Here is a 22,559-nt window from a genome sequence, read left to right on the forward strand (position 1 = left end):
CGTGGTCGATGTTCCGGTAACCGAACGGGAGCGGTCAGCGCGATGAGCTACTTTCGCAAGCATTACCACGAACCGGGCACGGCGCCGGGCACGCTGGTCCAGCGGAGTCCGGCAACGACATCGCCCCTATCGATGCATCTGACGGACTACACCGAGGAAGGCGTCGAGGAGCTGGATCTGGACGCCGTGCAGGATTGCGTCCGCTACCTGGAACGCGGCTCCAAGACCTGGCTGCAGATCAACGGCGCCGTCAGTCCGGACACCTTGCGTCAGCTCGGGGATCTGTTCGATCTGCACGATCTCGCCCTGGAGGACGTCCTCAACGCCGGCCAGCGACCCAAGATCGATTCGTACGAGAATCAGCTTTTTGTCACCGCAGCGTTTCCGATGCTGAACGACGGGGTTCTGGAACTGGTCCAGATCAGCCTGTTTGTCGGTGAAAACTACCTCATCTGCTTTTGCCCGCTGGCGCAGGACCCGTTCGACCCGATACGCAAACGGATACGACAGACCAATGGCCGGCGGTTTACCTCTCGGGGTATCGACTACCTGCTCTACGCGCTGCTCGACTACATCGTCGATTCCGGTTTTCCCGTCCTCGAGTCGTTCGGCGACGATCTGGAAGTCCTGGAAAGCGAGTTGCTGGCACATCCGGACCGGCAGACGCTGGCGGCCATCCACCGCCTGAAGCGGGAGCTGTTGCTCATGCGGCGGATACTCTGGCCCCAGCGCGAGATGATCGCCAGCGCCATGCGGAGCGAGGACCATCGAATCAAGCCGGAGACCCTGGTGTACCTGCGGGATTGCATGGATCACAGCGTGCAGATCATCGAGCTGCTGGAAAGCTTCCGGGACATGGCCACCAGCATGCTGGACCTCTACCTGTCGGCGATCAGCAACCGGACGAACGACACCATGCGGGTGCTGACCATCATCGCCACCATCTTCATACCGTTGACCTTCATCGTCGGCGTCTACGGCATGAACTTCGGCAATCCGGACAACCCCTGGGCGATGCCGGAGCTGTACGCCCGCTACGGCTACCCCCTGGTGTGGGGCGCCATGATCGTCATCACCGGCGGCCTGGTCTGGTACTTCCGTCGCCGCCGCTGGCTGTAGTGGCGGCGACGGATTCAGGCGGCGCTGAACCGACGCTGGGAGACAGGCACCTTCAGGCGTACCCGGTCGCCATCCAGCAGCACCGGATAGCTCTTCACCCGCACGGATTCGTCCTCCATGCAGATGCCGGTGCGCAGGCTGAAGTGCTGCTTGTACAGTGGCGACGCCACCACCGGTTCCCCTTTCAGGTCGCCGGTAATGCCCCGGGCCAGCACGTTGGCGCCGCTGAACGGGTCGGTGTGGCTGATGGCGAACAGGGCCGGCAGGTGATGCGGCAGGTAGAACACCGCCACCGGGCCGGCTTCGGTCCAGACCGCGATGCCGGACTCCGGCACCAGATCGTCCACCGTGCAAACGGCTTCCCAGTTGCTGTGTGCAGTCATAGCATTTACTCCTTCCCTAAACTCGTGGCAGACGCCCGGTGTCAGGCGATGTCGGCTTTGGCCAGCGGACGGCGCTGGTCGCGTTCGGTGGTCCAGTGCTGTACCGGGTCTTTCTTCTCCGGCGCGTTGACGAACTCGCGGAACCGTTTGCGCTTCTCCGGATCCTCCACGGTGGTCTTCCACTCGCACTGGTAGGTGCCGATGATGGCCTGCATGTGGGCTTCCAGTTCCTCGCCCAGGCCCAGGCTGTCGTCCAGCACGACCTCTTTCAGGTAGTCCAGACCGCCTTCCAGGTTCTCCAGCCAGACGCTGGTGCGCTGCAGGCGGTCGGCGGTGCGCACGTAGAACATCAGCACCCGGTCGACGGTGCGGATCAGTTCGTCATCGGACAGGTCGGTGGCGAACAGGTCCGCGTGGCGCGGCCGCATGCCGCCGTTACCGCAGACGTAGAGGTTCCAGCCGTTCTCGGTGGCAATCACGCCGATATCCTTGCTCTGGGCCTCGGCGCATTCCCGGGTGCAACCGGACACGGCGAACTTGAGCTTGTGCGGGGAGCGCAGGCCCTTGTAGCGCTCCTCCAGCCGGATCGCCATGCCCACGCTGTCCTGCACGCCGTAGCGGCACCAGGTGCTGCCGACGCAGGATTTCACCGTGCGCACCGACTTGCCGTAGGCGTGGCCGGTCTCGAAGCCGGCGGCGATCAGCTTTTCCCAGATCTCCGGCAACTCGCTCAACGTGGCGCCGAACAGGTCCACCCGCTGGCCGCCGGTGATCTTGGTGTAGAGGTTGTATTCCTTGGCCACTTCACCCAGCACGATCAGCTTGTCCGGGGTGATTTCACCGCCCGGGATGCGCGGGACGATGGAGTAGGTGCCGTTCTTCTGCATGTTAGCCATGAAGGTGTCGTTGGTGTCCTGCAGGGGCACGTGGTCGGTGGCCATGATGTGCTCGTTCCAGCAGGTGGCCAGGATCGAGGCGACCGCCGGTTTGCAGATGTCGCAGCCGTGACCCTTGCCGTGCTGCTTGATCAGGCTGTGGAAGGTGCGGATGCCGTTGACCTTCACCAGGTGGAACAGCTCCTGGCGGCTGTAGGGGAAGTGCTCGCAGATGTCCTTGCTGACCTCCACGCCACGCTTTTCCAGCTCGTTGTCCACCACGGACTTGAGCAGGGCCGCGCAGCCACCGCAGCCGGTGCTGGCCTTGGTCTCGCCCTTTACCGCGCCGAGGTCCGTGCAGCCGGCGTCGATGGCGCCGCAGATGTCGCCCTTGCTGACGTTGTGGCACGAGCAGATCGAGGCCGTCTCCGGCAGCGCATCCGGGCCCAGTGCCGGGGCGCCGCCCTCGGAGACCGGCAGGATCAGGCTTTCCGGGTTCTTGGGCAGGTCGATGCCGTTCAGCGCGTATTGCAGCAGCGTGTCGTAGGGCCCGTTGTCGCCCACCAGGATGGCACCCAGCAGTTTCTTGCCGTCTTCGCTGATCACCAGGCGGCCGTAGGTGCCGGCCTGCTCGTCGTTGAAGCGGATGTTGCGGGCGCCCGGCGTGGCACCGTGGGCGTCACCAATCGAGCCCACATCCACGCCCAGCAGCTTGAGCTTGGTGCTCATGTCGGCGCCACGGAAGCCGGCTTCCGCGTCCTGGTTCAGGCGCGCCGCCAGCGTGCGGGCCATGGTGTAGCCCGGGGCCACCAGGCCAAAGATGCGGTTGTCCCACAGCGCGCACTCGCCAATGGCGAACACCTGCGGGTCGGAAGTGGTGCACTGGTCGTCGATGACGATACCGCCGCGCTCGCCGATCTCGAGGCCGCTGGACCGGGCCAGGGTGTCCTGCGGGCGGATGCCGGCGGAGAACACGATCAGGTCGGTTTCCAGGTGCGTGTCGTCGGAGAAGTTCATGCGCAGGCGCGCTTCCTCCCCCGGCACGATGGCCGTGGTGGCCTTCTCGGTGTGCACCTGCACGCCCAGTTCCTCGATCTTGCGCTTGAGCAGCGCGCCGCCGTCGGCGTCCAGTTGGACCGGCATCAGGCGCGGGGCGAATTCCACCACGTGGGCTTCCAGGCCCAGGCTCTTGAGGGCGTTGGCCGCTTCGAGTCCCAGTAAACCGCCGCCAACGACGACGCCGGTTTTCCTGCCTTCGGCGCTGGCGCGAATGGCGTCCAGGTCCGCCAGGGTGCGGTAGACCAGGCAGTGGTCCCGGTCGTGGCCGTCGATGGGCGGGACGAACGGGTAGGAACCGGTCGCCAGCACCACCGCGTCGTAGGTGTATTCCCCCTTGGGGGTCAGGACTTTGCGGTTATCCCGGTCCAGTTCGGTCACCGGCTCGTCCAGGTGCAGGGTCAGGCCCTTGGCGGCGTAATCCTTGGCGGTGCCCAGTGCCAGGTCAGCGTGGGTGGAGCCCCCGAAATACTCGGACAGATGGACCCGGTCGTAGGCGATCAGCGGTTCCTCGCCGAACACGTGGATGTCGTAGTCCGCGGCGGCGGGCGTCTCTGCAAACTGTTCGAGAAAGTGATGGCCAACCATGCCATTCCCGATCACGATCAATGTTTTGTTTGCCATGGTCTGTCTCTCTCTGTCTGTCCGTCAGGCGTCGCAGTAGGCGGCGCCAAAAGCGAGTTGCTGCCGGTAGGCCGACAGGTCCCGCTGTTGCTGAAGTTGGTCGAAATACCACGGGCCATCCTGGGTCTCGCCAAACAGGACGGCGCCCGCCAGGCGGTTATCCCGCAGCAGGAGGTGGCAGTAACGGGCGGATTCGTGGTCCTGCCAGATCACGGATTCGGTGTCCGGGCCGGGCTGGGCCTGGCCGCAGGAGAAAATGGGGATGCCGCTGATCTTGAGCCGGGTGGCGACATCGCCCGGCTCGAACCGCTCGGCGTCGCCGCACAGCACGCCCGCCAGGATCTCGGCCTGCTGGTAGCCAGGCTCCACCAGCCCGAAGGTGTGCTCACCCAGCTGGCAGCATTCGCCGAGGGCGTAGACGTTTTCCCGGCTGGTGCACAACTGGTGGTCGACACAGATGCCCCGTTCACAGTCGAGGCCGGCCTCGCGGGCCAGTTCGGCATTGGGGGTAATGCCGGCGGCCAGGACCACCAGGTCGGTGCTGACGAGGGTTTCGTCCGACAGCTCCACCGCCCGAACCCGGCGCTGGCCCACCAGGCTGCGGGGGGATTCGCCGGTAATGCTATGAATGCCGCGGGCTTCCAGCGCCTCGCCGAGCAGTTCCCCGGCGGTGGCGTCGAGCTGGCGGTTGAGCAGGTAGGGGCTGCGATGAATCACGGTGACCGCCATGCCCTGCTGGCTCAGTCCTTCTGCGGCTTCCAGTCCCAGGAAGCCGCCACCGATGACGACGGCGCGACGGTAATGCGCGCTCATGGCGAGCAGTTGCTCGGTGTCGCGGATGTCGCGGAAGGTCACCACGCCTTCCAGGGATTCCCCCGGGAGCGACAGCGACGAGGGCCGTGCGCCGGTGGCGATGACCAGATCGTCGTACCCGAAGGTGCGGCCATCCTCGGCAGTCACCTGCTTTGCGGCGGTATCCAGCCGGGTCACCCGGGTGTTCGGGTGCAGGCGGATCCGGTGGGCATGGAACCAGTCCAGCGGTTGCAGGGTGATGGCGTCCAGGCTGGCTTCGCCGGCCAGCACCGAGGACAGCAGCACCCGGTTATAGGCGGGCACGGCTTCAGCGCTGAGCACGTCGATGCGGGTGTACGGATGATCGGCACGGGCCACCAGTCGCTCCAGCAAACGCTGGGCCACCATGCCGTGTCCAACCACCAGTAATGTGCGTTCTGCCATGGGGTGCTCGACCTTTTCCCGCCAACAAAAAAAGCCGGAGCATCTTCCCCTTGCGGAGAGCGATGGTCCGGCGTCAGTGCCAACAACGATGTTTGATGGTCCGATCAATCCCTGATCGGGCAAGTCGTCCTGTTTTATCTAAAGCGATTACCGTGCCAGTCTTTCTGTGACCATAAAATCAGTGGGTTACGCGATTTGCCGTGATTTCCCACTCGTTTTACCTGCCCAGCTCTGGTTCGGAACGACTTCAAAACGCACTAAAAACGATCAGTTCTGCACTGCTGTCGCGACCGGCTTCTTCGTTTTTGCCGAGGTTGGCTGCGGTTCTGGTGCTTTCACTTCGACCGGCGATTCAGGGGCAGTCGAATCCGCCTCTTCGGTCGGTGTGGATGCCTGAGGGGCCTTGTCGCCCTTACCCGGGAAACGCTGCTTCTCGTAGAGGAAACGTAATACGGCCTGGCGGTAATGCACGTACTCGGGATCGTCCGCCAGGGTAACCCGGTTGCGCGGGCGTGGCAGGTCGATGGTCAGTTCTTCGCCCACCGTCGCCGCCGGGCCGTTGGTCATCATCACGATGCGGTCCGACAGCAGCACGGCCTCGTCCACGTCGTGGGTGATCATGATCACGGTGCTGTTCAGGTCCTGCTGGATCTCCATCAGGGCATCCTGCAGGTGGGCGCGGGTCAGGGCGTCCAGCGCGCCGAAGGGTTCGTCCATCAGCAATACGCTGGGGCGCATGGACAGGGCCCGGGCGATGCCGACCCGCTGGGCCATGCCGCCGGAGATCTCGCCGGGGCGCTTGTCCCGGGCGTGGGCCATATTGACCAGCTCCAGGTTGTGCAGGATCCAGTCCGTTCGCTCGCGCTTGGTCATGGTCTTGCGGAAGACCTGCCGCACCGCCAGTTCGACGTTCTCGTAGACGGTCAGCCAGGGCATCAGGGCGTGGTTCTGGAACACTACCGCCCGCTCGGGGCCCGGCGTATTGACCTCGTGGCCGTCGAGCACGCAGCCGCCCTTGGTAGCCTGGAGCAGACCGGCAACGATGTTCAGGACCGTGGATTTGCCGCAGCCGGAGTGGCCGATCAGCGACACGAACTCGCCCTTGCGGATTTTCAGGTTGATGGTATCCAGCGCCTGGAACGGACCCTGGGGGGTATCGAAGCTCATGCTGACGCCGGTGAGTTCAAGATGCGATTTACTCATGGTCGGTCTCCTCGAGAGTCCGTGTTTATTCGTCCCAGGCAACTTTGCGCTGGATCATCAGCATGATCCGGTCCAGCACATAGCCAATGAAGCCGATGGCCAGCACGGCCACCATGATGCGGCTCAGGGAGTCGCTGCTGCCGTTCTGGAATTCGTCCCAGACGAATTTCCCCAGACCGGGGTTCTGTGCCAGCATCTCGGCGGCGATCAGCACCATCCAGGCGATGCCCAGGGAGACTCGCAGGCCGGTGAAGATCATCGGCACGGCCGCCGGCAGGACCACCTTGCGGGCGTGGGTCCAGAAGGGCAGACGCAACACCTTGGAGACGTTGACCAGATCCGGATTGACCTGGGCCACCCCCGTGGCGGTGTTGATCAGTGTGGGCCAGAGGCTGCACAGGGTGACGGTAACCATCGAGGTGATGAACGACTTCTCGAACATCGGGTCGTCACTGACGTAGGTGGCCGAGACCACCATGGTCACCAGCGGCAGCCAGGCCAGCGGCGAGACCGGTTTGAAGATCTGGATGATCGGGTTGGCCGCTGCCGCAAAGTAGCGATTGAGGCCGATCATGATCCCCAGCGGTACCGCGATGATCGTGGCCAGGAAAAACCCGGCCAGCACGGTCTTCAGGCTGGTGAAGATCTGGTCGATGAACGTCGGTGCCCCGGGATAGGGCCGGATGCGGGTTTCTGCATCCGGGTTGTCGGCGAGGATGCGCGCGTTGCGCTTCTCCTGCATCTCGACGTAGCGGTCCGCCCGATCCTGTTCGTTCTGGTGTTCCTGCCACAACTGACCGGCCTGCTCATAGACGTTGGCCGGGGTCGGGAAATCACCCAGCGACGTGTTGATCTGGGGCGCGACCAGTTGCCAGGCAATCAGGAATAAAGCGATGCCCAGCACGGGCAGGGTCACCGACTGCAGCAGCGCCTTGCCGGTGACGTCCGGATAGCGGCGTCGGATCAGCTGCAGCAGTGGATTGGTGGACGTGAGCGTGCTCATGGTTTGTCTCCCGGGACCCGGTTACGGGGTCTCCTTGCCTTTCAGTCCGATGGGGAAGCTGTCGATGTAGGCGTTGGGCTGCTTGGGATCGAACGCCACGCCGTCGATGAACTCACCCTCGTGCGGGCGGGTGAAATTGGCCTTGTCGAAGTCCGGGAACGCGCTGGCCGGCAGGGTGCCGTCGGCGATCAGGGACTTGGCGGCCTGCTCGTAGATGTCGGCACGATAGACCTTCCTGGCGATGTCCATGTACCAGCTGTCCGGCTTTTGCTCCGGAATCTGGCCCCAACGGCGCATCTGGGTCAGGTACCAGATGGCATCCGACGGGTACGGGTAGGTGGCGAAGTAGCGGAAGAAGACGTTGAAGTCGGGCACTTCACGCACGTCGCCCTTTTCGTATTCGAAGGTGCCGGTCATGGAGTTGGCGATGACTTCTTCGTCCGCACCGACGTAATTGGGTCGGGCCAGCATCTTCACCGCGGCTTCACGATTGGCGTTGTTGTTCTCGTCCAGCCAGTAGGCGGCGCGGATCAGGGCACGCAGCAGGTGCAGATGGGTGTTGGGGTATTTCTCGGCCCATTGCTCGGTCACGCCGAAGACTTTCTCCGGGTTGTTGGGCCAGATCTCATAGTCGGTGATCACCGGCACGCCAATGCCTTTGAACACGGCCTGCTGGTTCCACGGTTCACCCACGCAGTAGCCCTGGATGGTGCCGGCTTCCAGCGTCGAGGGCATCTGCGGCGGCGGGGTGACGGACAGTTGCACGTCCGCCTGCAGGGTGCCGCTGGTGTCGCCGTTCTGTGGCGCGTAGTAGCCGGGATTCAGGCCGCCGGCTGCGAGCCAGTAACGCAGCTCGTAGTTGTGGGTCGACACCGGGAACACCATGCCCATTTTGAACGGTTCGCCGGCGTTGCGCTGTTTCTCGACGACCGGCTTGAGCGCGGAGGCGCTGATCGGGTGCTGGGGTTTGCCGTCGGCGTTGGTCGGGATATTCGGCTTCATCTGGTCCCAGACGTCGTCGGACACGGTGATGCCGTTGCCGTTCAGGTCCATGCTGAAGGCGGTGATAATGTTGGCCTTTGTGCCGTAACCGATGGTGGCTCCGAGGGGCTGGCCGGCCAGCATGTGGGCCCCGTCCAGCTCACCGGTGATGACCCGGTCGAGCAGGACTTTCCAGTTGGCCTGGGCTTCCAGCTCCACGAACAGGCCTTCATCCATGAAGTAGCCGTTTTCCCAGGCGACGGCCAGCGGGGCCATGTCAGTGAGTTTGATAAAGCCCAGCTTGAGGTCGGGTTTTTCCGGGGGACCGATCTCGTCACCGAATGCGGTCACGGATTGTGTCAGCCCCAATACGGCAGCGAAGGTTGCTGTCAGGATACGGCTCGCCATGCGTCTCTCCTATGTCATCTTTTCTTTTGGGCAAAAAAAAGCGCCCACCCCCGTCGCCGGGGGCAGGCGCCAATGCCTGCAGATCGTCATCGTCTGTAGTCAAACTGTGTGAGGGTGTTGCAAAAGCTACTGTGCTCGGCCATACGGCGTTGAAAATCGCCTCAAGATACTCATTTACAACCCGTAAACTGCGCTCTTTCGTTAATTTTCGCCTTGTCTGGCCGTCGCTCGTGACGCTTTTGAAACACCCTCGTGTGGTACTGAGCCGATTCAGTACGCGTAATCGTCACTTTATCCATGGCATGGGGCGTGCCAGTTTTAAATACTGTTTTATATCAGTGTGTTAAATGGTTTTCGGGTTGAGGGGGATGCGAAGTAACAGAGCCTTTTCGGGTCAGTTGGTTAGAAAGTGCACCATGTGCGGGCGGGATGGGGCGGCCGGGAATCACGAATTAGGCGTTGGGCGTCTGGAACCCATGGAGGCCATCGCTTCCGCCGCCCTAGAGGGCCATCCCTGGCCCGCTATTGCGGTCAAGGACGTCCTGTCCTTTTCTCCAGCGATGGCCCCCATGGGTTTCGATCAGGCCTTGTGCAAGACGCTTGGGGGTAATGGTCCAGCTTTGAACGAGGGTAGGAGTGATGGGCGCCTTGCGGCGCCTCAGAAGCTGAAGCATCTGCTACATGCTCGAGTTGGCTGGGCAATGTAGCCGATGCTTCAGCTTCGGAGCGGACGCCAGTCCGCCGGATCCATTCGGGAGCCTTGCGGCTCCTCCGAAGCCAAAGCGTCGGCTACATAAGCAGACGCAATGCAGGCATTGGTCAGCCCGGCCAGTGATGCACCTGCTCGCCGATCAGGCCGTCGCCGGCGATGTTCACCGGTCCTTCACGCCCTTCCACCATATGACTCAGGCGGTGGTGACCCTCGGTCTTGGCGTCCATGGTGGGGGCATCGATGCCGGCGGAACTGGCGGCTTCCCGGAAAATGGCCGGCTTGACGATGCCGCGGATGTCAGTCGCCGAGGCTTCGCCCAACTGTCCCCAGCGGGCCAGGCGCGTGGCCAGCCAGTGGGCCTGGGACAGCCACGGGAAATTGGCGCTGTCCCGGAAGAAGTGCTGGTGCAAACGTGGATGGAACAGGGAGAACGGATGGCCGTCCAATGCCTGGACCTGGTTCCCCAGGTAACGCTCGTCGGACAGGATGTCCCGCAGGGCCGTGTGATGATCGGGATCGTCCAGCCACTGGCAGGCGCGCAGCAGCACGCGGATCAGCCGCCGGTGGATTTCCGGATGCTGTTCGGCCCAGTCCTGGCGCATGCCCAGGACTTTCTCGGGGGCGTTCTGCCAGATCTGGTGACCAGCGTGGAGGATGACGCCCAGGTCCTGCCATTCCAACAGGCTGTTCCAGGGTTCGCCCACACAACAGCCTTCGATATGGCCGGCGCGGAAGGCGTCCAGCATCTGGATCGGGGACACCGGCACGATCTGGATATGATGACGGGCATCGGGACCGGCGCTGGCGACCCAGTCGCGCAACTGCAAATCGTGGCTGGACCAGGGCGCCACCGACGCCAACTGGATCGGTGAACCCCGACGACGGGCGACGTCCACCAGGGCCCGGGCCGACGCCAGTGGATCATTGGGATCGGCGCCGGCGGCCATCAGTTTCGGATAGAGGGACGTGGATACGGTAATGCCATTGCCGTTCCGACTCAGCACCATGCCGGTGGTGATCGGTGTGCGCGGCCGGTCGGTGGCCAGGGACATGGCCAGCGGCATGGGGGCGAGCATGTGGGCGCCGTCCAGCAGTCCGAACGACACCTTGTCCCGCAGGGACGCCCAGGAGCCTTCCCGCACCAACTCGACGTCGAGCCCCTCGCGGAAGAACAGGCCCAGCTCATGGGCGATGATCAGCGGAGCACTGTCGAGCAGCGGTACGAAGCCCAGTCTCAACGTGAAGCCCTTGCGCCGGCGCAACGGGATGGGATCGGATGCCATGGGATCCTTCCTTGATCAGGACGCGCGCTGTAACTTATCGGAATCCTTGCCGAACATCTCGATCACACGCTGGGCGATCTGCCCGATGCGCTGACTGTGGTCCATCGCCGCTTTCTGCAGGACCCGGTAGGCTTCCGCTTCGTCGCAGTTCTCGCGCTTCATGATCAGGCCTTTGGCCCGGTCGATCAGCTTGCGCTCCTCCAACTGGGTGCGCGTTTGCTCCAGCTCGTCACGCAGGGATTGGAACGCTTCGAAACGGGCGACGGCGGTGTCGATGATGCCGCGCACGTGCTGTGGCTGGACGCCGTCGACCACATAGGCGCTGACGCCGGCGCGAACCGCCGCCTGGATGGTGTTGCGGTCGCTCTGTTCCTGCGCGAAGAACACGATCGGGCGGGGCGCGTGGGCATTGAGCGTGCTCATGTTTTCCAGCGTATCCCGGTCCGGCAGGTCCATGTCGATGATGACCATGTCGGGTTCATCCCGGGCCACGGCCGCCGTCAATCCAACCGCGTTCGGGCGATGGCTGATCACCTCGTGACCTTCCGCCTCAAGGGCTTTTCGGACGACCATCGAGCGGTCGGCGTCGTTGTCGATCAGCAGGATGCGGAGTGGTTCGAATGCAGTCATGGCATGGTCCTCGTTAATCTGATTATCGCCGAAGCAAAAACCTGACCACTGCTTGCCTGTATTTTTTAAAAGATTGAATTGTCGAGATAAATTGATAGTTGAGAAAGTCATTCGGTGGTTCGAAGGGGCGTCTCAGTCGCCCAGCGGTGGTTCAAAATCAGGTGCTTTGCACTGTTTTGGGTGTGATCGGGGGCCTGAAAGCCGCATTCTCCGGCTTTTTGGGCTGGCCCTTATATTGCTTCTTACCCTCGGGTGAAGTGCAAACGATCCTCTGGGGTCCGCCACTTCCTCTCTATATATTGACGTCTGGCGACGATTGAGCCTGGCAATGACGCCCGGGAGACGGTGCGACAGTGGAAACGCTGTGGTGTGGTCTCCCGGGCTTTTTTTTTGGATTTTTGACCGGGAGTGAGAAACGCCCGTGAACGACAAGGCGCAAGCAACCTGCACGACCTGTCCCTATTGTGGCGTGGGCTGCGGTGTCGCGGTGACGGCCGGCGAGCCGGTACAGGGCGACACGACCCACCCGGCCAACTATGGGCGGCTGTGCGTGAAGGGATCGAGTCTCCACGAAACCCTGGGTGACAACGGGCGTCTGTTACACCCCCGGGTTCGCGGCCGGCGCACGGACTGGTCGCACGCCGTGCAGTCGGTGGCGGGGGTCATTCGCGAGGCGGTGGCGCAGCACGGTCCCGGTTCGGTGGGGTTCTACCTGTCCGGGCAGCTGCTGACTGAGGATTACTACGCCGCCAACAAGCTGGCGAAAGGGTTTATCGGCACGCCCCACGTCGACACCAACTCCCGGTTGTGTATGTCCTCCGCCGTGGCCGCCCACAAGCGGGCGTTCGGGGCCGATGTGGTACCCGGCTGTTATGACGATCTGGACATGGCCGATCTGCTGGTGCTGGTGGGCAGCAACGCCGCCTGGAACCATCCGATCCTGTTCCAGCGGATGCAGGCCGCGGCCCGCGACGGTCGCCGGGTGGTGGTGATCGATCCGCGACAGACGGCCACCAGCGATTTGGCCGACCTGCATCTGAGCCTGCGGCCGGGCAGCGATGCCGCCCTGTTCAATGGTCTGCTCACCTGGCTGGTGGACAGGCAGGTGGTCGATCGGGATTACATCTCGGCCTCTTGTGATGGATTCGACGACGCCCTCGCCGCCGCCCGTCACTCGGCGCCGGATGTCGACGCGGTTGCCGATGCCTGCGACTTGCCGGTGGACGATGTGGCCCGTTTCTTCAACTGGTTTGCGGACACACCCCGCACCGTCACTGTGTTCTCCCAGGGTGTGAATCAGTCCAGTTCCGGCACCGACAAGGGCAACGCCATCATCAACTGCCACCTGGCCACCGGCCGGGTCGGCAAGCCCGGCGCTTCGCCCTTCTCCATTACCGGCCAGCCCAACGCCATGGGCGGGCGCGAAGTCGGTGGCCTGGCCAACACGCTGGCGGCCCATATGGACTACCAGAACGACGCGGATCGCGATCGGGTACAGCGTTTCTGGCGCTCGCCCGGCCTGGCCGCTGGTCCCGGATACAAGGCCGTGGACCTGTTCGACGCGGTGCATCGCGGTGAAATCAAGGTCCTGTGGATCATGGCCACCAACCCGGCGGTGAGTCTGCCGAACAACGCCCGGGTGCGGGAAGCGCTGGCGCGTTGTCCCACCGTCGTCGTCTCGGACTGCGTCGCCGAGACGGACACCACGGCCTACGCCGACATCCTGCTGCCGGCGATGGGCTGGGGCGAAAAGGACGGCACCGTGACCAATTCCGAACGGCGTATTTCCCGCCAGCGGGCCTTCCTGCCGCCCACAGGCGAGGCCCGGCCGGACTGGTGGATCATCAGTGAAGTGGCCCGCGAGCTAGGCTACGGCGATGCCTTCAGCTACACCGCGCCGGTCGATGTGTTTCGCGAGCATGCCGCGCTGTCGGCGTTTGAGAACGACGGGCGCCCGTTCGACCTGGCTGGCTTCAAGCATGTGGATTCCGAGAGCTACGATGCGCTGGCGCCGATCCAATGGCCCGTCAATCAACGGTATCCGCAAGGCCGATCCCGGCTCTTCGACGATGGCTGCTTCGCCACCCCAAGCGGTCGTGCTCAATTCGTTGCCATTACCCCGGATCAGCCTGTGCAACAGCCGGATCGCGACTTCCCAATGGTGGTTAATAGCGGTCGGATCCGCGATCAGTGGCACACCATGACCCGGACCGGGCGCGCGGCGCGGCTTTGGCAGCACCGGGCGGAGCCGTTCATCGATGTGCACCCGGAGGATCTGGAACGACTTGGCCTCAAGGCGGGTCAACTGGGTCGTTTGGAGGGGCCCCGGGGCGCGTTTGTCGGTCGCCTGCAGGCGGTGGCGGAGCAGCGCCCCGGTGAGGTGTTCGTTCCCATCCATTGGAACCGGCTATACGCCGGCCAGGCCCTGGCCTCGGACCTGATGGCGGCGGTGGTGGATCCGGTATCCGGCCAGCCGGAGTCCAAGCACGGCGTGGCACGACTGAGCGCGGCGCCGGTGCGCTGGCAGGCCCGTTTGTTGTGTCGGCCCGGACACACTGGCGTGTGGCGGGCGGAGCACTGGTCGCGGGTGCCGCTGGACGGCTGTGAGAGCTGGTGGCTGGCCGGCGAGGACAAGGCCAACTGGCCCGGTTGGGCTTCACGCTGGCTGGGCGGTCAGCCGCAGGTGGAAATGCTCGACGCCGGTGCGGACCGCTATCGCGCCGCGCGTTTTCATCAGGGGCAGTTGCTGGGGGTGTTGATGGCCGAACCGGCGGGCAGTTCGTTCCCGGATCTGGGCTGGCTGGCGACCTGTTTTGAACGGGATGACCTGACCGCGTCTGATCGAAGGGCGATCCTGGCGGGGCGGGATGCCGACCTGCCGGACACCGGACCGGTGATCTGCAGCTGTTTCCAGGTCGGACAGAAGCAGATCGAGGCCGCCATTGAGGGCGGAGCGGATTCCCCGGAAGCCCTGGGACGGCAACTGAAATGCGGCACCAACTGCGGCTCCTGCATGCCGGAGCTGCGCAAGCTGATCGAAACCACTCAGATCGCGGCGGACGCGGAGTAATCGGCTGTCAGCGGCTGTGGCGCATCATGGAAACCGGAACCCGGTAGCGCGCCCCGCGCCAGCGCCCGGTGCCCTGCACCGTGCAGGTTCGCCGGTTCACCCGGATAATCCGGCCTTCTCGCTGGCGGGGCGCGTGGCCAAACTGGACGGTATCGCCGACGGCGAACCGGGCCATCTGATCCCGTACATCGACCAACGCCATGATCGACTGGGGCAGTTCGATGCCCTGCTGTCGGCTCTTCTCCAACAGGAACGCCCTGACCGCCGCTGCTCCGGCGCTGGCGTGCAGCTCATCGAGAATCCGGTAAAACGCCGCGTTATGCACCGAACCGTGGAGGCGTTCGCCACTGACGTTCTGTAACAGGTGGGCGAATTCGTGGCAGCAGGTGTGCGCCAACAGGTTGCAGGTGGACACCTCGCCATCGAAGTAGTCCCGACCCTGGATTTCCCGCGTCGACAACCAGCCCTGGCTGGAGGCCCCGCCAAACTTGGCCATGACCATCTGGCGGCCGTAGGTGATGGTGTGCCGACGGCTGTGCGGATCGAACTTGTGGTAGGTCGCCTGACCGCTACCGGCACGGCACTTCAGCTCGCTGCCCGGGTTGCGGTTCTGCACCCACTCGCGGGCCGGACCCCAGAGGATGGCTTCGGTGGCCGCTCCCATCAGGAGGGCGATGCGGTGAGCGGTGTCAGGGGTAATGGGCATGGCTCCGGAAGAACAGGCTAACGATCGCCTGCATGATGGCCCGAGCTGCAAGCCCCTGCAAGCCCGGAGCTTGCCCATTTCTGCAGCAGGAATGGCCAAGGATCCGATTTGTACCGGTCTGGCGCGCAAGCTAGCTTTATAGCCATCCCCTGCATTCTGACCGGCGGCGCTCCTGACGGCCCCGTCGATCATCGGTAGCACGACAATACGACTCCCACGGCAACGGCAAACTGATCTGTGCGATGGATAGTAATGTCAGGGCCGTCCGGGATTGAGGAGAGAGAGTATGGCGATCCGTTTCGAACTGAATGGCAAGGAAGTGTCGGCCGATGTGGAGCCGGACACCCCGTTGCTCTGGGTCTTGCGGGACCATTTTTGGTTGACAGGTACCAAGTTCGGCTGCGGCATAGCCCAGTGCGGGGCCTGTACGGTGCACCTGAACGGCCTGACCCGCCGGTCCTGCATCACCCCCATTTCCCGGGTCGAGGGCGGCACGGTCACCACCATCGAGGGCATCTCCGGTGAGGAGGCCCGGGCCATCCAGGATGCCTGGGTGGCGCTGGATGTACCCCAGTGCGGCTTCTGCCAGTCCGGCCAGGTGATGTCGGCCACCGCGCTGCTGCGGGAGATCCCCAAACCGACGGACGAGAACATCGATCAGGCCATGGCCGGCAACATCTGCCGCTGCGCCACCTACGTGCGGATCCGCAAGGCCATTCACCGGGCATCGGATTCACTGGAGGGCTGAGCCATGACACGTCAATCGGACACGACAGCCACCGGCGGCCTGACCCGTCGTGGTTTCCTCAAGGGCGCGGTCGCGTCCGCCGCCAGTCTGGTCATCGGTGTTCAGCTGCCCGGTAAGGCATGGGCCGAGGACGGGGTGGCGCCGGCCGCCAGTGCCTTCGCACCCAACGCCTTCGTGCGGATCGATCCGGACAGCATCGTTACCGTCATCGTCAAGCACATCGAATTCGGCCAGGGACCGGTGACGGGCCTGTCCACCCTGGTGGCGGAAGAACTGGACGCCGACTGGCTGCAGATGCGCGCCGAGCTGGCGCCAGCCGACGCCTCCAAATACTCCAATAAACTGTTTGGCCTGCAGGGCACCGGGGGTTCCACTGCCATGGCCAGCTCCTACGAGCCCATGCGCAAGGCCGGTGCGGCAGCTCGAGCAGTGCTGGTTCAGGCCGCAGCGGATCGGTGGGGCGTTGACCCCAGGGAGATTACCATCACACGGGGCACCCTGACCGATGCAGCTGGCGCCCACAAAGCCTCGTTCGGCGACCTGGTTGCGGATGCTTCGAAACTCGAGGTCCCAAGCGATCCCCAACTGAAATCCCCGGACGATTTCCACCTGATTGGTACTCAGGTCGGCAAGCTGGATACTCCGGAAAAAAGTAATGGCAAGCAGATCTTCACGCTGGACCATTATCCGGACGACATGGTTGTTGCCACGATCCTGCACCCGCCGCAGTTCGGTGCCACGGTAAAATCCGTTGATGACAGTGCAACCCGTGCCGTCAAAGGCGTCATCGGTGTGAAGACCGTTCCGGCCGGGGTGGCCGTGTACGCGGAGAACACCCACGCGGCCCTGAAGGGCCGAAAGGCGCTCAAGGTTGACTGGGACAGCAGTGGTGCCGAAACCCGGTCGAGCCAGCAGATGGAGCGGGACTACAGCAAGGCCACGAAAAAGCCCGGGCTGGATGCCCGTAACGACGGTGACGTGGAGAAGGCGCTCAATTCTGCCGATACAGTGCTTGAGGCCGAGTATTTCTTCCCGTTCCTGGCTCACGCGCCGATGGAAACGCTCGATGCGGTCATCCAGTTCAAGGGTGGCCAGGTCACTGCCCGGATGGGGTCGCAGATCCAGACCGTCGACCGTGGCGCGATCGCCCAGGTCTTCGGTGTCGATCAAGGCAAGGTCATGCTGTATACGGAGTACGCCGGCGGCAGCTTTGGTCGCCGAGCCCAACCCGGCGGCGAGTTCGCAACGGAAGCCGCCCAGGTGGCCAAGGCACTGGGAAGTGATCGGCCGGTCAAGCTGATGTGGACGCGTGAGAATGACATTCAGGGCGGTCGTTATCGTCCGCTGGCGCTGTATCGTGTTCGGGGCGCCCTCGACAAGGATGGCAAAGTGGTGGCCTGGGACCAGCAGATTGCCGTGCAGTCGTTCATGAAGGGCACCGCCTTTGAGAGCGCCATGGTGAAAGACGGCATTGATTCGACCGCCGTCGGGGGCTCCGCGGAACTGCCCTACGCCATCCCCAACCTGCGCGTCGGCCAGCACCTGATGGAGAACGGCGTTCCCACGCTCTGGTGGCGATCGGTTGAACACACGCACAATGCGTATGTGAACGAAACCTTCCTGGACGAGCTGTTCGAGCGCGCCGGAACCGACCCGGTGGAAGGACGACTGGCCCTGCTCGGCAATGAGCATCCCCGCCACAGCGGTGTCCTGAAAAAGGTCGCCGAGATGGCGAAAGAGGCCGGTGATGTGCCTGAGGGCCGCCAGCGCGGGGTTGCCGTGCACAAGAGCTTCGGCAGCTACGTGGCAGAAATCGCCGAAGTCTCCGAAGGCGCCGGCGGTGAACCCAGGGTACATCGCATGTGGTGCGCCGTGGATTGCGGTGTTCCCGTTAATCCGGATGTGATCCGGGCCCAGATGGAGGGCGGTATGGGCTATGGCATCGGTGCCGTGCTCTACGACGCCATCTCCCTGAGCGACGGCGGCTATGTGGAGCAATCGAACTTCGATCGCTACCGCGCAATACGCATCCACGAAATGCCCGACATTGAAGTCGAGGTGATCCGGTCCACCGAACCGCCGACCGGCGTGGGGGAGCCGGGGACGCCGCCGTCCGGTCCGGCCATTGCCAACGCCTGGCGGCGCCTGACTGGAAAATCCGTCCACCGGCTGCCGCTGGTTCCGATCACCGCGTAAGGAGACAACACCGTGAATCGTATCGTGATTGCCATTGGCTGCGCCGCGCTGGTGTCGCTGGGTCTCTGCCTGAAGATCGGCACCGCCATCGCCGCGGACAGCGAGGCCGCCAAGGCCCAGACCCTCCAATCCCCGGAAGACTTCGCCAACATCCGCGACGAGTCCAAGCGCTCCGTCGCGATGTTCAACGAAATGGGCAAGGTGCTCACCCACCCCCGTTGCGTGTCCTGCCACCCCCGCGGGGACAGCCCATTGCAGGGCATGGACCTGCACAAGCACGAACCGCCCATCGTCCGTGGCGCTGGCGGCATGGGCGCCCCGGGCATGCGCTGCTCCACCTGCCACGATGACGACAATGTCGCCTTCAGCACCGAAGAAGGCTCCATCCCGGGCCACCCCGGCTGGCGACTGGCGCCCAAATCCATGGCCTGGGAAGGCAAGAGCCTGGGCGAAATCTGCCGTCAGCTTAAGGACCAGGACCGCAGCCACATGACCCTGGAAGAACTGCAAAAGCACAACGCCACCGACGGCCTGGTCGGCTGGGGCTGGCACCCGGGCGAAGGGCGGATACCCGTGTCCGGGACGCAGGAGATTTTTGGGGAGTTGACCCAGGCCTGGATTGATACGGGGGCGGTTTGTCCTGAGGGGTAAATTGTTTGGATGCTCTCAGCAGGCGGCCGGAGAGAGGGGCGTTCGAAAAACGTTATTTAAGGCGGGGCCCTTCTTGATAGGAGTGGGCACCGCCGGATATCAGGCTTAAACTGATCAAAGTTGGGGTCGTCATCATCCGCAATACCCGCCGGGTCCGGGTGCTGATGAGTGGCAGTTACCCCTTTAAGGATGAACTCTCTGACCTGGTGCGCCGCCTGGTTCCTGGATAGAACCCCGGGCTCCCCCGGCCCGACTCAATGGGGGTTAGGGGGCAGTGTGTCCGGATGGCAGGAATTGGCCAACTATTAGGCAATCATGCCTGCAGCTGAGTGGTTGTGGCGGTAATCTACCCAGCCTGCGAGACTTGCTGGGTAGCTATGAGAAATCCGGGCTAAAACTATTTGATATTTTATGATTTTCTTTCATCGCTTTATCATAACTGTTTTGGTTTGACCCGTTGTATCCTGAAGCGAATTTAAGCGGTTTTGGTAGTGTGAACGCAGCTATCCAAAATCTTATATTAACGTGCAAAATCCGAATTCGTCTGTGAAGGTCTCTTGCGCGTTTTTAATTGCCTGTAGATGAGCAGCTTATCTGTTTTTTATAAGCATGAATCCGACACTTCTGCTCATTCCACGGTGCAGCTACCGTAAAATACACGCTACCTGCAAAAACAGTCATTTTTACCGGGTAGATTGTAGGGGAATCTTTCTCTAGATTTAGCCCGCTGTTACCGAGTTCGCAGTAGCGGTTAGATGTTCCTTCGTCTGTGAGTTTTACGGTGATGCATGGGTCATTTTTTTTGACGTAAGCAACAATATCTTCTTTCTGGCTCTTGAAGTCGAAATTTGTTTGATAATAAACGATGTTGTCGATATCAAAGCTTTTATTGCTTTCCAGTTTGCTGCTGGATGCATGGGCAAAGCAAGGTATGAGTAGAGCTATAAACGTAATTCGTTTCATCGCAACCTCTTTGACCTTTGTAGTATCCTGTTGTTGCTAACGCCGTATTTAGTATTCCATTCATTAGATGAAATTACATCGTAGAACTGCGATTTTATCCCAGTACGGTCGTTTTTTATATCGCTCACCAGCGCAGGCATAAACCAAGCTCGGGTTTTCGGCTTATTATCTCCCCGGAATCTAAGATCGACAAGAACATCTTGAATGCTTTTGGGTAGTTTGTCCCAGTTGAGAACATGAGTTGGATCATAGGTTCTTTCTACGTCAGATTTGCTGATCAGTCTTTTAGTTTCTTTTATGTATTCATTATAGACTTCTAAGAATAAGAAGTGTTGTTGCTTTCGAGTGATTGTTTGTTCTTTTTTTGGCACTTTGGCATCTAGTGTCTGAAGGTGTGAATAGGCAGCGGATCTGGTTTTTCCTGCGCCGCTTTGTAGCCAAGATAGGAGCTTAGGTGATATAGGTTTGCAACTATTTGAAACAGCCGAAAACAGTCGATAGACCTCATTCTTGCTTCGTTTTCCAATATCCAGCCCTCTACCAATTGTTATGCCGGAGTTTCCGATGACGGTGCCTTTATTATTGGGTACGTGAGGGACGCGCGAAAAGAAATCGCTGCTTTCTATATCATTTCCTTCGATGTCGAAAGTAAGCTGGCCTTTGGGGACAGTTAGCCATCTTTCGTTCATCTCGTCATCTAAAGACAGTTCGTTAAAGATGAAAGGGTAGAAATGATACAGAGGGCTTGTCAGTACTCCAAGTCGTGTTGCACCAGCTATCCATCCAAGCTGACGAGCCCTTTCTGTTTCATGATCGATAAGGTTCTGAGTCGCGGAGCTTGGGAATAGTTGCAGAAATCGATCGAAAGCTGACTGAGAGAAGTCTTTCGACCACTCACTGCGATGTTTGGCAACGATCTTGTGACGTTCACAGGCGCTGGCTTTATCTTTGAGCCTTTCCCGAACAGTCTCCGCGTCAAGAATTTCTGGATTCGACTCATCATTCGACGAGCAGAGAGACTGGAAGAATTCAGATACATTTTCCGGATCAAGCACACCATCGCTGTCGCTACCGTCAACCAGTCGAAACCCCTCATCCTGCCACTTCTTCGAGTTGACGACGTCCTCGACGCCATCTTCCGGGCTGAAGACTTCAAGGTGGATCATGGCATTGCCGGTCTTGCCGCCTTCCAGGCCGGCGGGGCTTTCGTATAGGCCCAGATAGCCAATGGTATCGCCCGCGCGGATCGGAACCGGGTTTGGAAGTTCGTAGAGTTTGCCCAATTGGGTGGGGGTTTCGGAAACGATATCGATGTACTGCTCTTCAACGCAGATCCATTGGCTGCAGCCCGATTTGGGGAGCTCGCAGCGGGCCATCTTGCGGGCCTGGCCGCCGATTTCCTGAAGCTGGACGCGATGGGCATCGAAGCGAATCCTGGTGCCGGCGCTGATGGAGTGGGCCGGATCGCCCGCCAGTTTGTGGCCGGTTTGTCCCTTGTTCGGTTTGGGATCGGCGCGACCGTTCATACCCCTGTTCAATGTGGCTTCGACCTGATCGTAAATCCAGCTTGGCCGGCTGACTGAGACTTGTTCCATGACCGCTTCATCTTTGGCAATCCACAGGGTGTCCGTGCCCTTGGTCGCCAGAACCTGGCTGTTGCTCACACCCTCCGACAGCATCCGGATGCGCATGAAATCATAGGTAACGCCGTTGATCTGGCCTTGTTGAATGGCTTCTCCTTCCACCGGCTCAAAGGTTTCGCCAACGGGCAGTGTGACTGCGGGTACTTGCTGACCGTTCTGGGGCACGCTATTGCGCACGTTTCTGCGCTGGGCCAGGCGGTAACGCTCGGCTGAAGGCCACTCTTTCCAGGGGCAAAGGTGCATGTACAGGGAATAGTAGGTAAACCCCTGTTTATGGCCTTCGTCATCTTCCTGTTGGTAGTGGTGGCGGACCAGGCAGAAGCTGTTGGAATACTGGAGTGTTTCACCTTTGAACTCGCTGGTGAGGTAATCCTCCATCATCCGGTAGGCGACCACTTCGCCGTCGGCAATGCAGCGGACCGGATGAGTATCCCGGGCCCAGGGCGCGGCGTCCTCGCTGATGTGGATGCCGCCATGCCAGGTCTGGGTGGTGAGCAGGTACAGGTCATCACCCGCATCCTGGATCAGCTTGCTCAGTTCCTCGGCGTTCTCGAATTCCGTGCCGTCCTGCTTGACTATCGGCAACCGCATGAATATCAGTCCTTCCTAACCATTGAGAACAGGACAAAGCCTTCGTCGTCCTGCTCCTTGTCGTCTTCCTGAGTGGCTTCGCTTGCCGTACTCGATGCGCTGGATGTGCCTTGGACGGCTGTGGTCGCCGTTGCCTCGGGCGTCGTATCAGCCGAAGCGGTGGTGCGAGTGGACGTGTCAGCAAGCGCATCCGGCTTTACAGCGTTGTGGGCGTTCTTGTCCAGGGCTTGCGGGATGACGGGTGTTGCTGCGGCAGCCGCTGTTCCGCTCCCCGGCGCCCCGCCGGAATTCATCTTGATCATCGGCCCGGAGACGGTGACGCCGCTGGGGTCGACTTTGACGAAGCTGCCGCCGGCCTTGAGGGTGATTTCGGCGCCGGCCTCGACGACGATCTTCATACCCGCTTTGTGGTGGATCTCGGTGCCCGCTTCCACCAGTTGGGCTTTGCCCTGTTTGCTGTGGTGGGTACCGCCGACCG

At 61.9% G+C, this 22,559-nt stretch carries 16 protein-coding genes and 2 pseudogenes; 6 read left to right on the forward strand and 12 right to left on the reverse strand.

Annotation, left to right across the window (positions count from 1 at the left end; translation table 11 throughout):
• Window positions 1-42 precede the first annotated feature (42 nt).
• Entirely contained in the window at window positions 43-1,119 is a 1,077-nt protein-coding gene (gene corA / locus EZI54_RS14950) for a magnesium/cobalt transporter CorA (RefSeq protein WP_131482688.1), read from the forward strand.
• A gap of 14 nt (window positions 1,120-1,133) precedes the next feature.
• Here the strand turns inward: corA and nirD are convergent, their stop codons facing one another.
• The 8 genes from nirD to EZI54_RS14990 form a co-directional block, all read right to left on the reverse strand.
• Entirely contained in the window at window positions 1,134-1,502 is a 369-nt protein-coding gene (nirD, locus tag EZI54_RS14955) for a nitrite reductase small subunit NirD (RefSeq protein ID WP_131482689.1), read from the reverse strand.
• Window positions 1,503-1,543: 41 nt separating this feature from the next.
• On the reverse strand, window positions 1,544-4,057 hold the full coding sequence (nirB, locus tag EZI54_RS14960) for a nitrite reductase large subunit NirB (RefSeq protein ID WP_131482690.1): 2,514 nt from the start codon (window positions 4,055-4,057) through the stop codon (window positions 1,544-1,546).
• A gap of 24 nt (window positions 4,058-4,081) precedes the next feature.
• Window positions 4,082-5,293: an NAD(P)/FAD-dependent oxidoreductase gene (locus EZI54_RS24825; RefSeq protein ID WP_131482691.1), complete on the reverse strand. Its 1,212-nt coding sequence runs from the start codon at window positions 5,291-5,293 to the stop codon at window positions 4,082-4,084.
• 267 nt (window positions 5,294-5,560) lie between these two features.
• Window positions 5,561-6,460: an ABC transporter ATP-binding protein gene (locus tag EZI54_RS14970; protein ID WP_242674482.1), complete on the reverse strand. Its 900-nt coding sequence runs from the start codon at window positions 6,458-6,460 to the stop codon at window positions 5,561-5,563.
• Window positions 6,461-6,521: 61 nt separating this feature from the next.
• Window positions 6,522-7,499 carry an ABC transporter permease gene (locus tag EZI54_RS14975; protein ID WP_131482693.1) on the reverse strand — a complete coding sequence of 326 codons (978 nt, stop codon included), beginning with the start codon at window positions 7,497-7,499 and terminating at the stop codon, window positions 6,522-6,524.
• A 21-nt stretch (window positions 7,500-7,520) separates the two neighbouring features.
• A complete protein-coding gene (locus tag EZI54_RS14980) occupies window positions 7,521-8,888 on the reverse strand; it encodes a CmpA/NrtA family ABC transporter substrate-binding protein (RefSeq protein WP_131482694.1) in 1,368 nt (455 codons plus the stop codon).
• A gap of 819 nt (window positions 8,889-9,707) precedes the next feature.
• Window positions 9,708-10,883 (reverse strand): CmpA/NrtA family ABC transporter substrate-binding protein, encoded by a 1,176-nt coding sequence (locus tag EZI54_RS14985; RefSeq protein ID WP_131482695.1) that lies wholly within the window; start codon window positions 10,881-10,883, stop codon window positions 9,708-9,710.
• A gap of 15 nt (window positions 10,884-10,898) precedes the next feature.
• Window positions 10,899-11,513: an ANTAR domain-containing response regulator gene (locus tag EZI54_RS14990; RefSeq protein ID WP_131482696.1), complete on the reverse strand. Its 615-nt coding sequence runs from the start codon at window positions 11,511-11,513 to the stop codon at window positions 10,899-10,901.
• Window positions 11,514-11,934: 421 nt separating this feature from the next.
• Here EZI54_RS14990 and EZI54_RS14995 point away from each other — a divergent pair, with 421 nt between their 5' ends.
• Window positions 11,935-14,583: a nitrate reductase gene (locus EZI54_RS14995; protein ID WP_131482697.1), complete on the forward strand. Its 2,649-nt coding sequence runs from the start codon at window positions 11,935-11,937 to the stop codon at window positions 14,581-14,583.
• Window positions 14,584-14,590: 7 nt separating this feature from the next.
• On the opposite strand, the gene EZI54_RS15000 is transcribed toward EZI54_RS14995, so the two are convergent.
• Window positions 14,591-15,289: a hypothetical protein gene (locus EZI54_RS15000; protein ID WP_242674478.1), complete on the reverse strand. Its 699-nt coding sequence runs from the start codon at window positions 15,287-15,289 to the stop codon at window positions 14,591-14,593.
• Window positions 15,290-15,575: 286 nt separating this feature from the next.
• Between EZI54_RS15000 and EZI54_RS15005 the strand changes: the two genes are divergently transcribed.
• The 4 genes and pseudogenes from EZI54_RS15005 to EZI54_RS15020 form a co-directional block, all read left to right on the forward strand.
• Complete coding sequence (locus EZI54_RS15005; RefSeq protein ID WP_131482698.1) at window positions 15,576-16,037, forward strand: (2Fe-2S)-binding protein; 462 nt, start codon at window positions 15,576-15,578, stop codon at window positions 16,035-16,037.
• A gap of 3 nt (window positions 16,038-16,040) precedes the next feature.
• Entirely contained in the window at window positions 16,041-18,233 is a 2,193-nt protein-coding gene (locus EZI54_RS15010; protein ID WP_131482699.1) for a xanthine dehydrogenase family protein molybdopterin-binding subunit, read from the forward strand.
• 12 nt (window positions 18,234-18,245) lie between these two features.
• Complete coding sequence (locus EZI54_RS15015) at window positions 18,246-18,884, forward strand: Isoquinoline 1-oxidoreductase subunit (RefSeq protein ID WP_207389229.1); 639 nt, start codon at window positions 18,246-18,248, stop codon at window positions 18,882-18,884.
• A gap of 95 nt (window positions 18,885-18,979) precedes the next feature.
• A pseudogene (locus EZI54_RS15020) lies at window positions 18,980-19,114 on the forward strand (transposase); the annotation flags it as partial.
• A 337-nt stretch (window positions 19,115-19,451) separates the two neighbouring features.
• Here EZI54_RS15020 and EZI54_RS15025 read toward each other — a convergent pair.
• The 3 genes and pseudogenes from EZI54_RS15025 to EZI54_RS25095 all read right to left on the reverse strand — a co-directional run.
• Window positions 19,452-19,847 carry a hypothetical protein gene (locus tag EZI54_RS15025; RefSeq protein ID WP_131482700.1) on the reverse strand — a complete coding sequence of 132 codons (396 nt, stop codon included), beginning with the start codon at window positions 19,845-19,847 and terminating at the stop codon, window positions 19,452-19,454.
• A complete protein-coding gene (locus EZI54_RS24830; protein WP_207389230.1) occupies window positions 19,844-22,081 on the reverse strand; it encodes a pesticin C-terminus-like muramidase in 2,238 nt (745 codons plus the stop codon). Before EZI54_RS24830 ends, EZI54_RS15025 begins: the two co-directional genes overlap by 4 nt.
• A 5-nt stretch (window positions 22,082-22,086) precedes the next feature.
• A pseudogene (locus EZI54_RS25095) lies at window positions 22,087-22,559 on the reverse strand (type VI secretion system tip protein VgrG); the annotation flags it as partial.

The organism is Marinobacter halodurans, assembly GCF_004327985.1.
GTDB classification, from domain to species: Bacteria; Pseudomonadota; Gammaproteobacteria; order Pseudomonadales; family Oleiphilaceae; genus Marinobacter_A; species Marinobacter_A halodurans.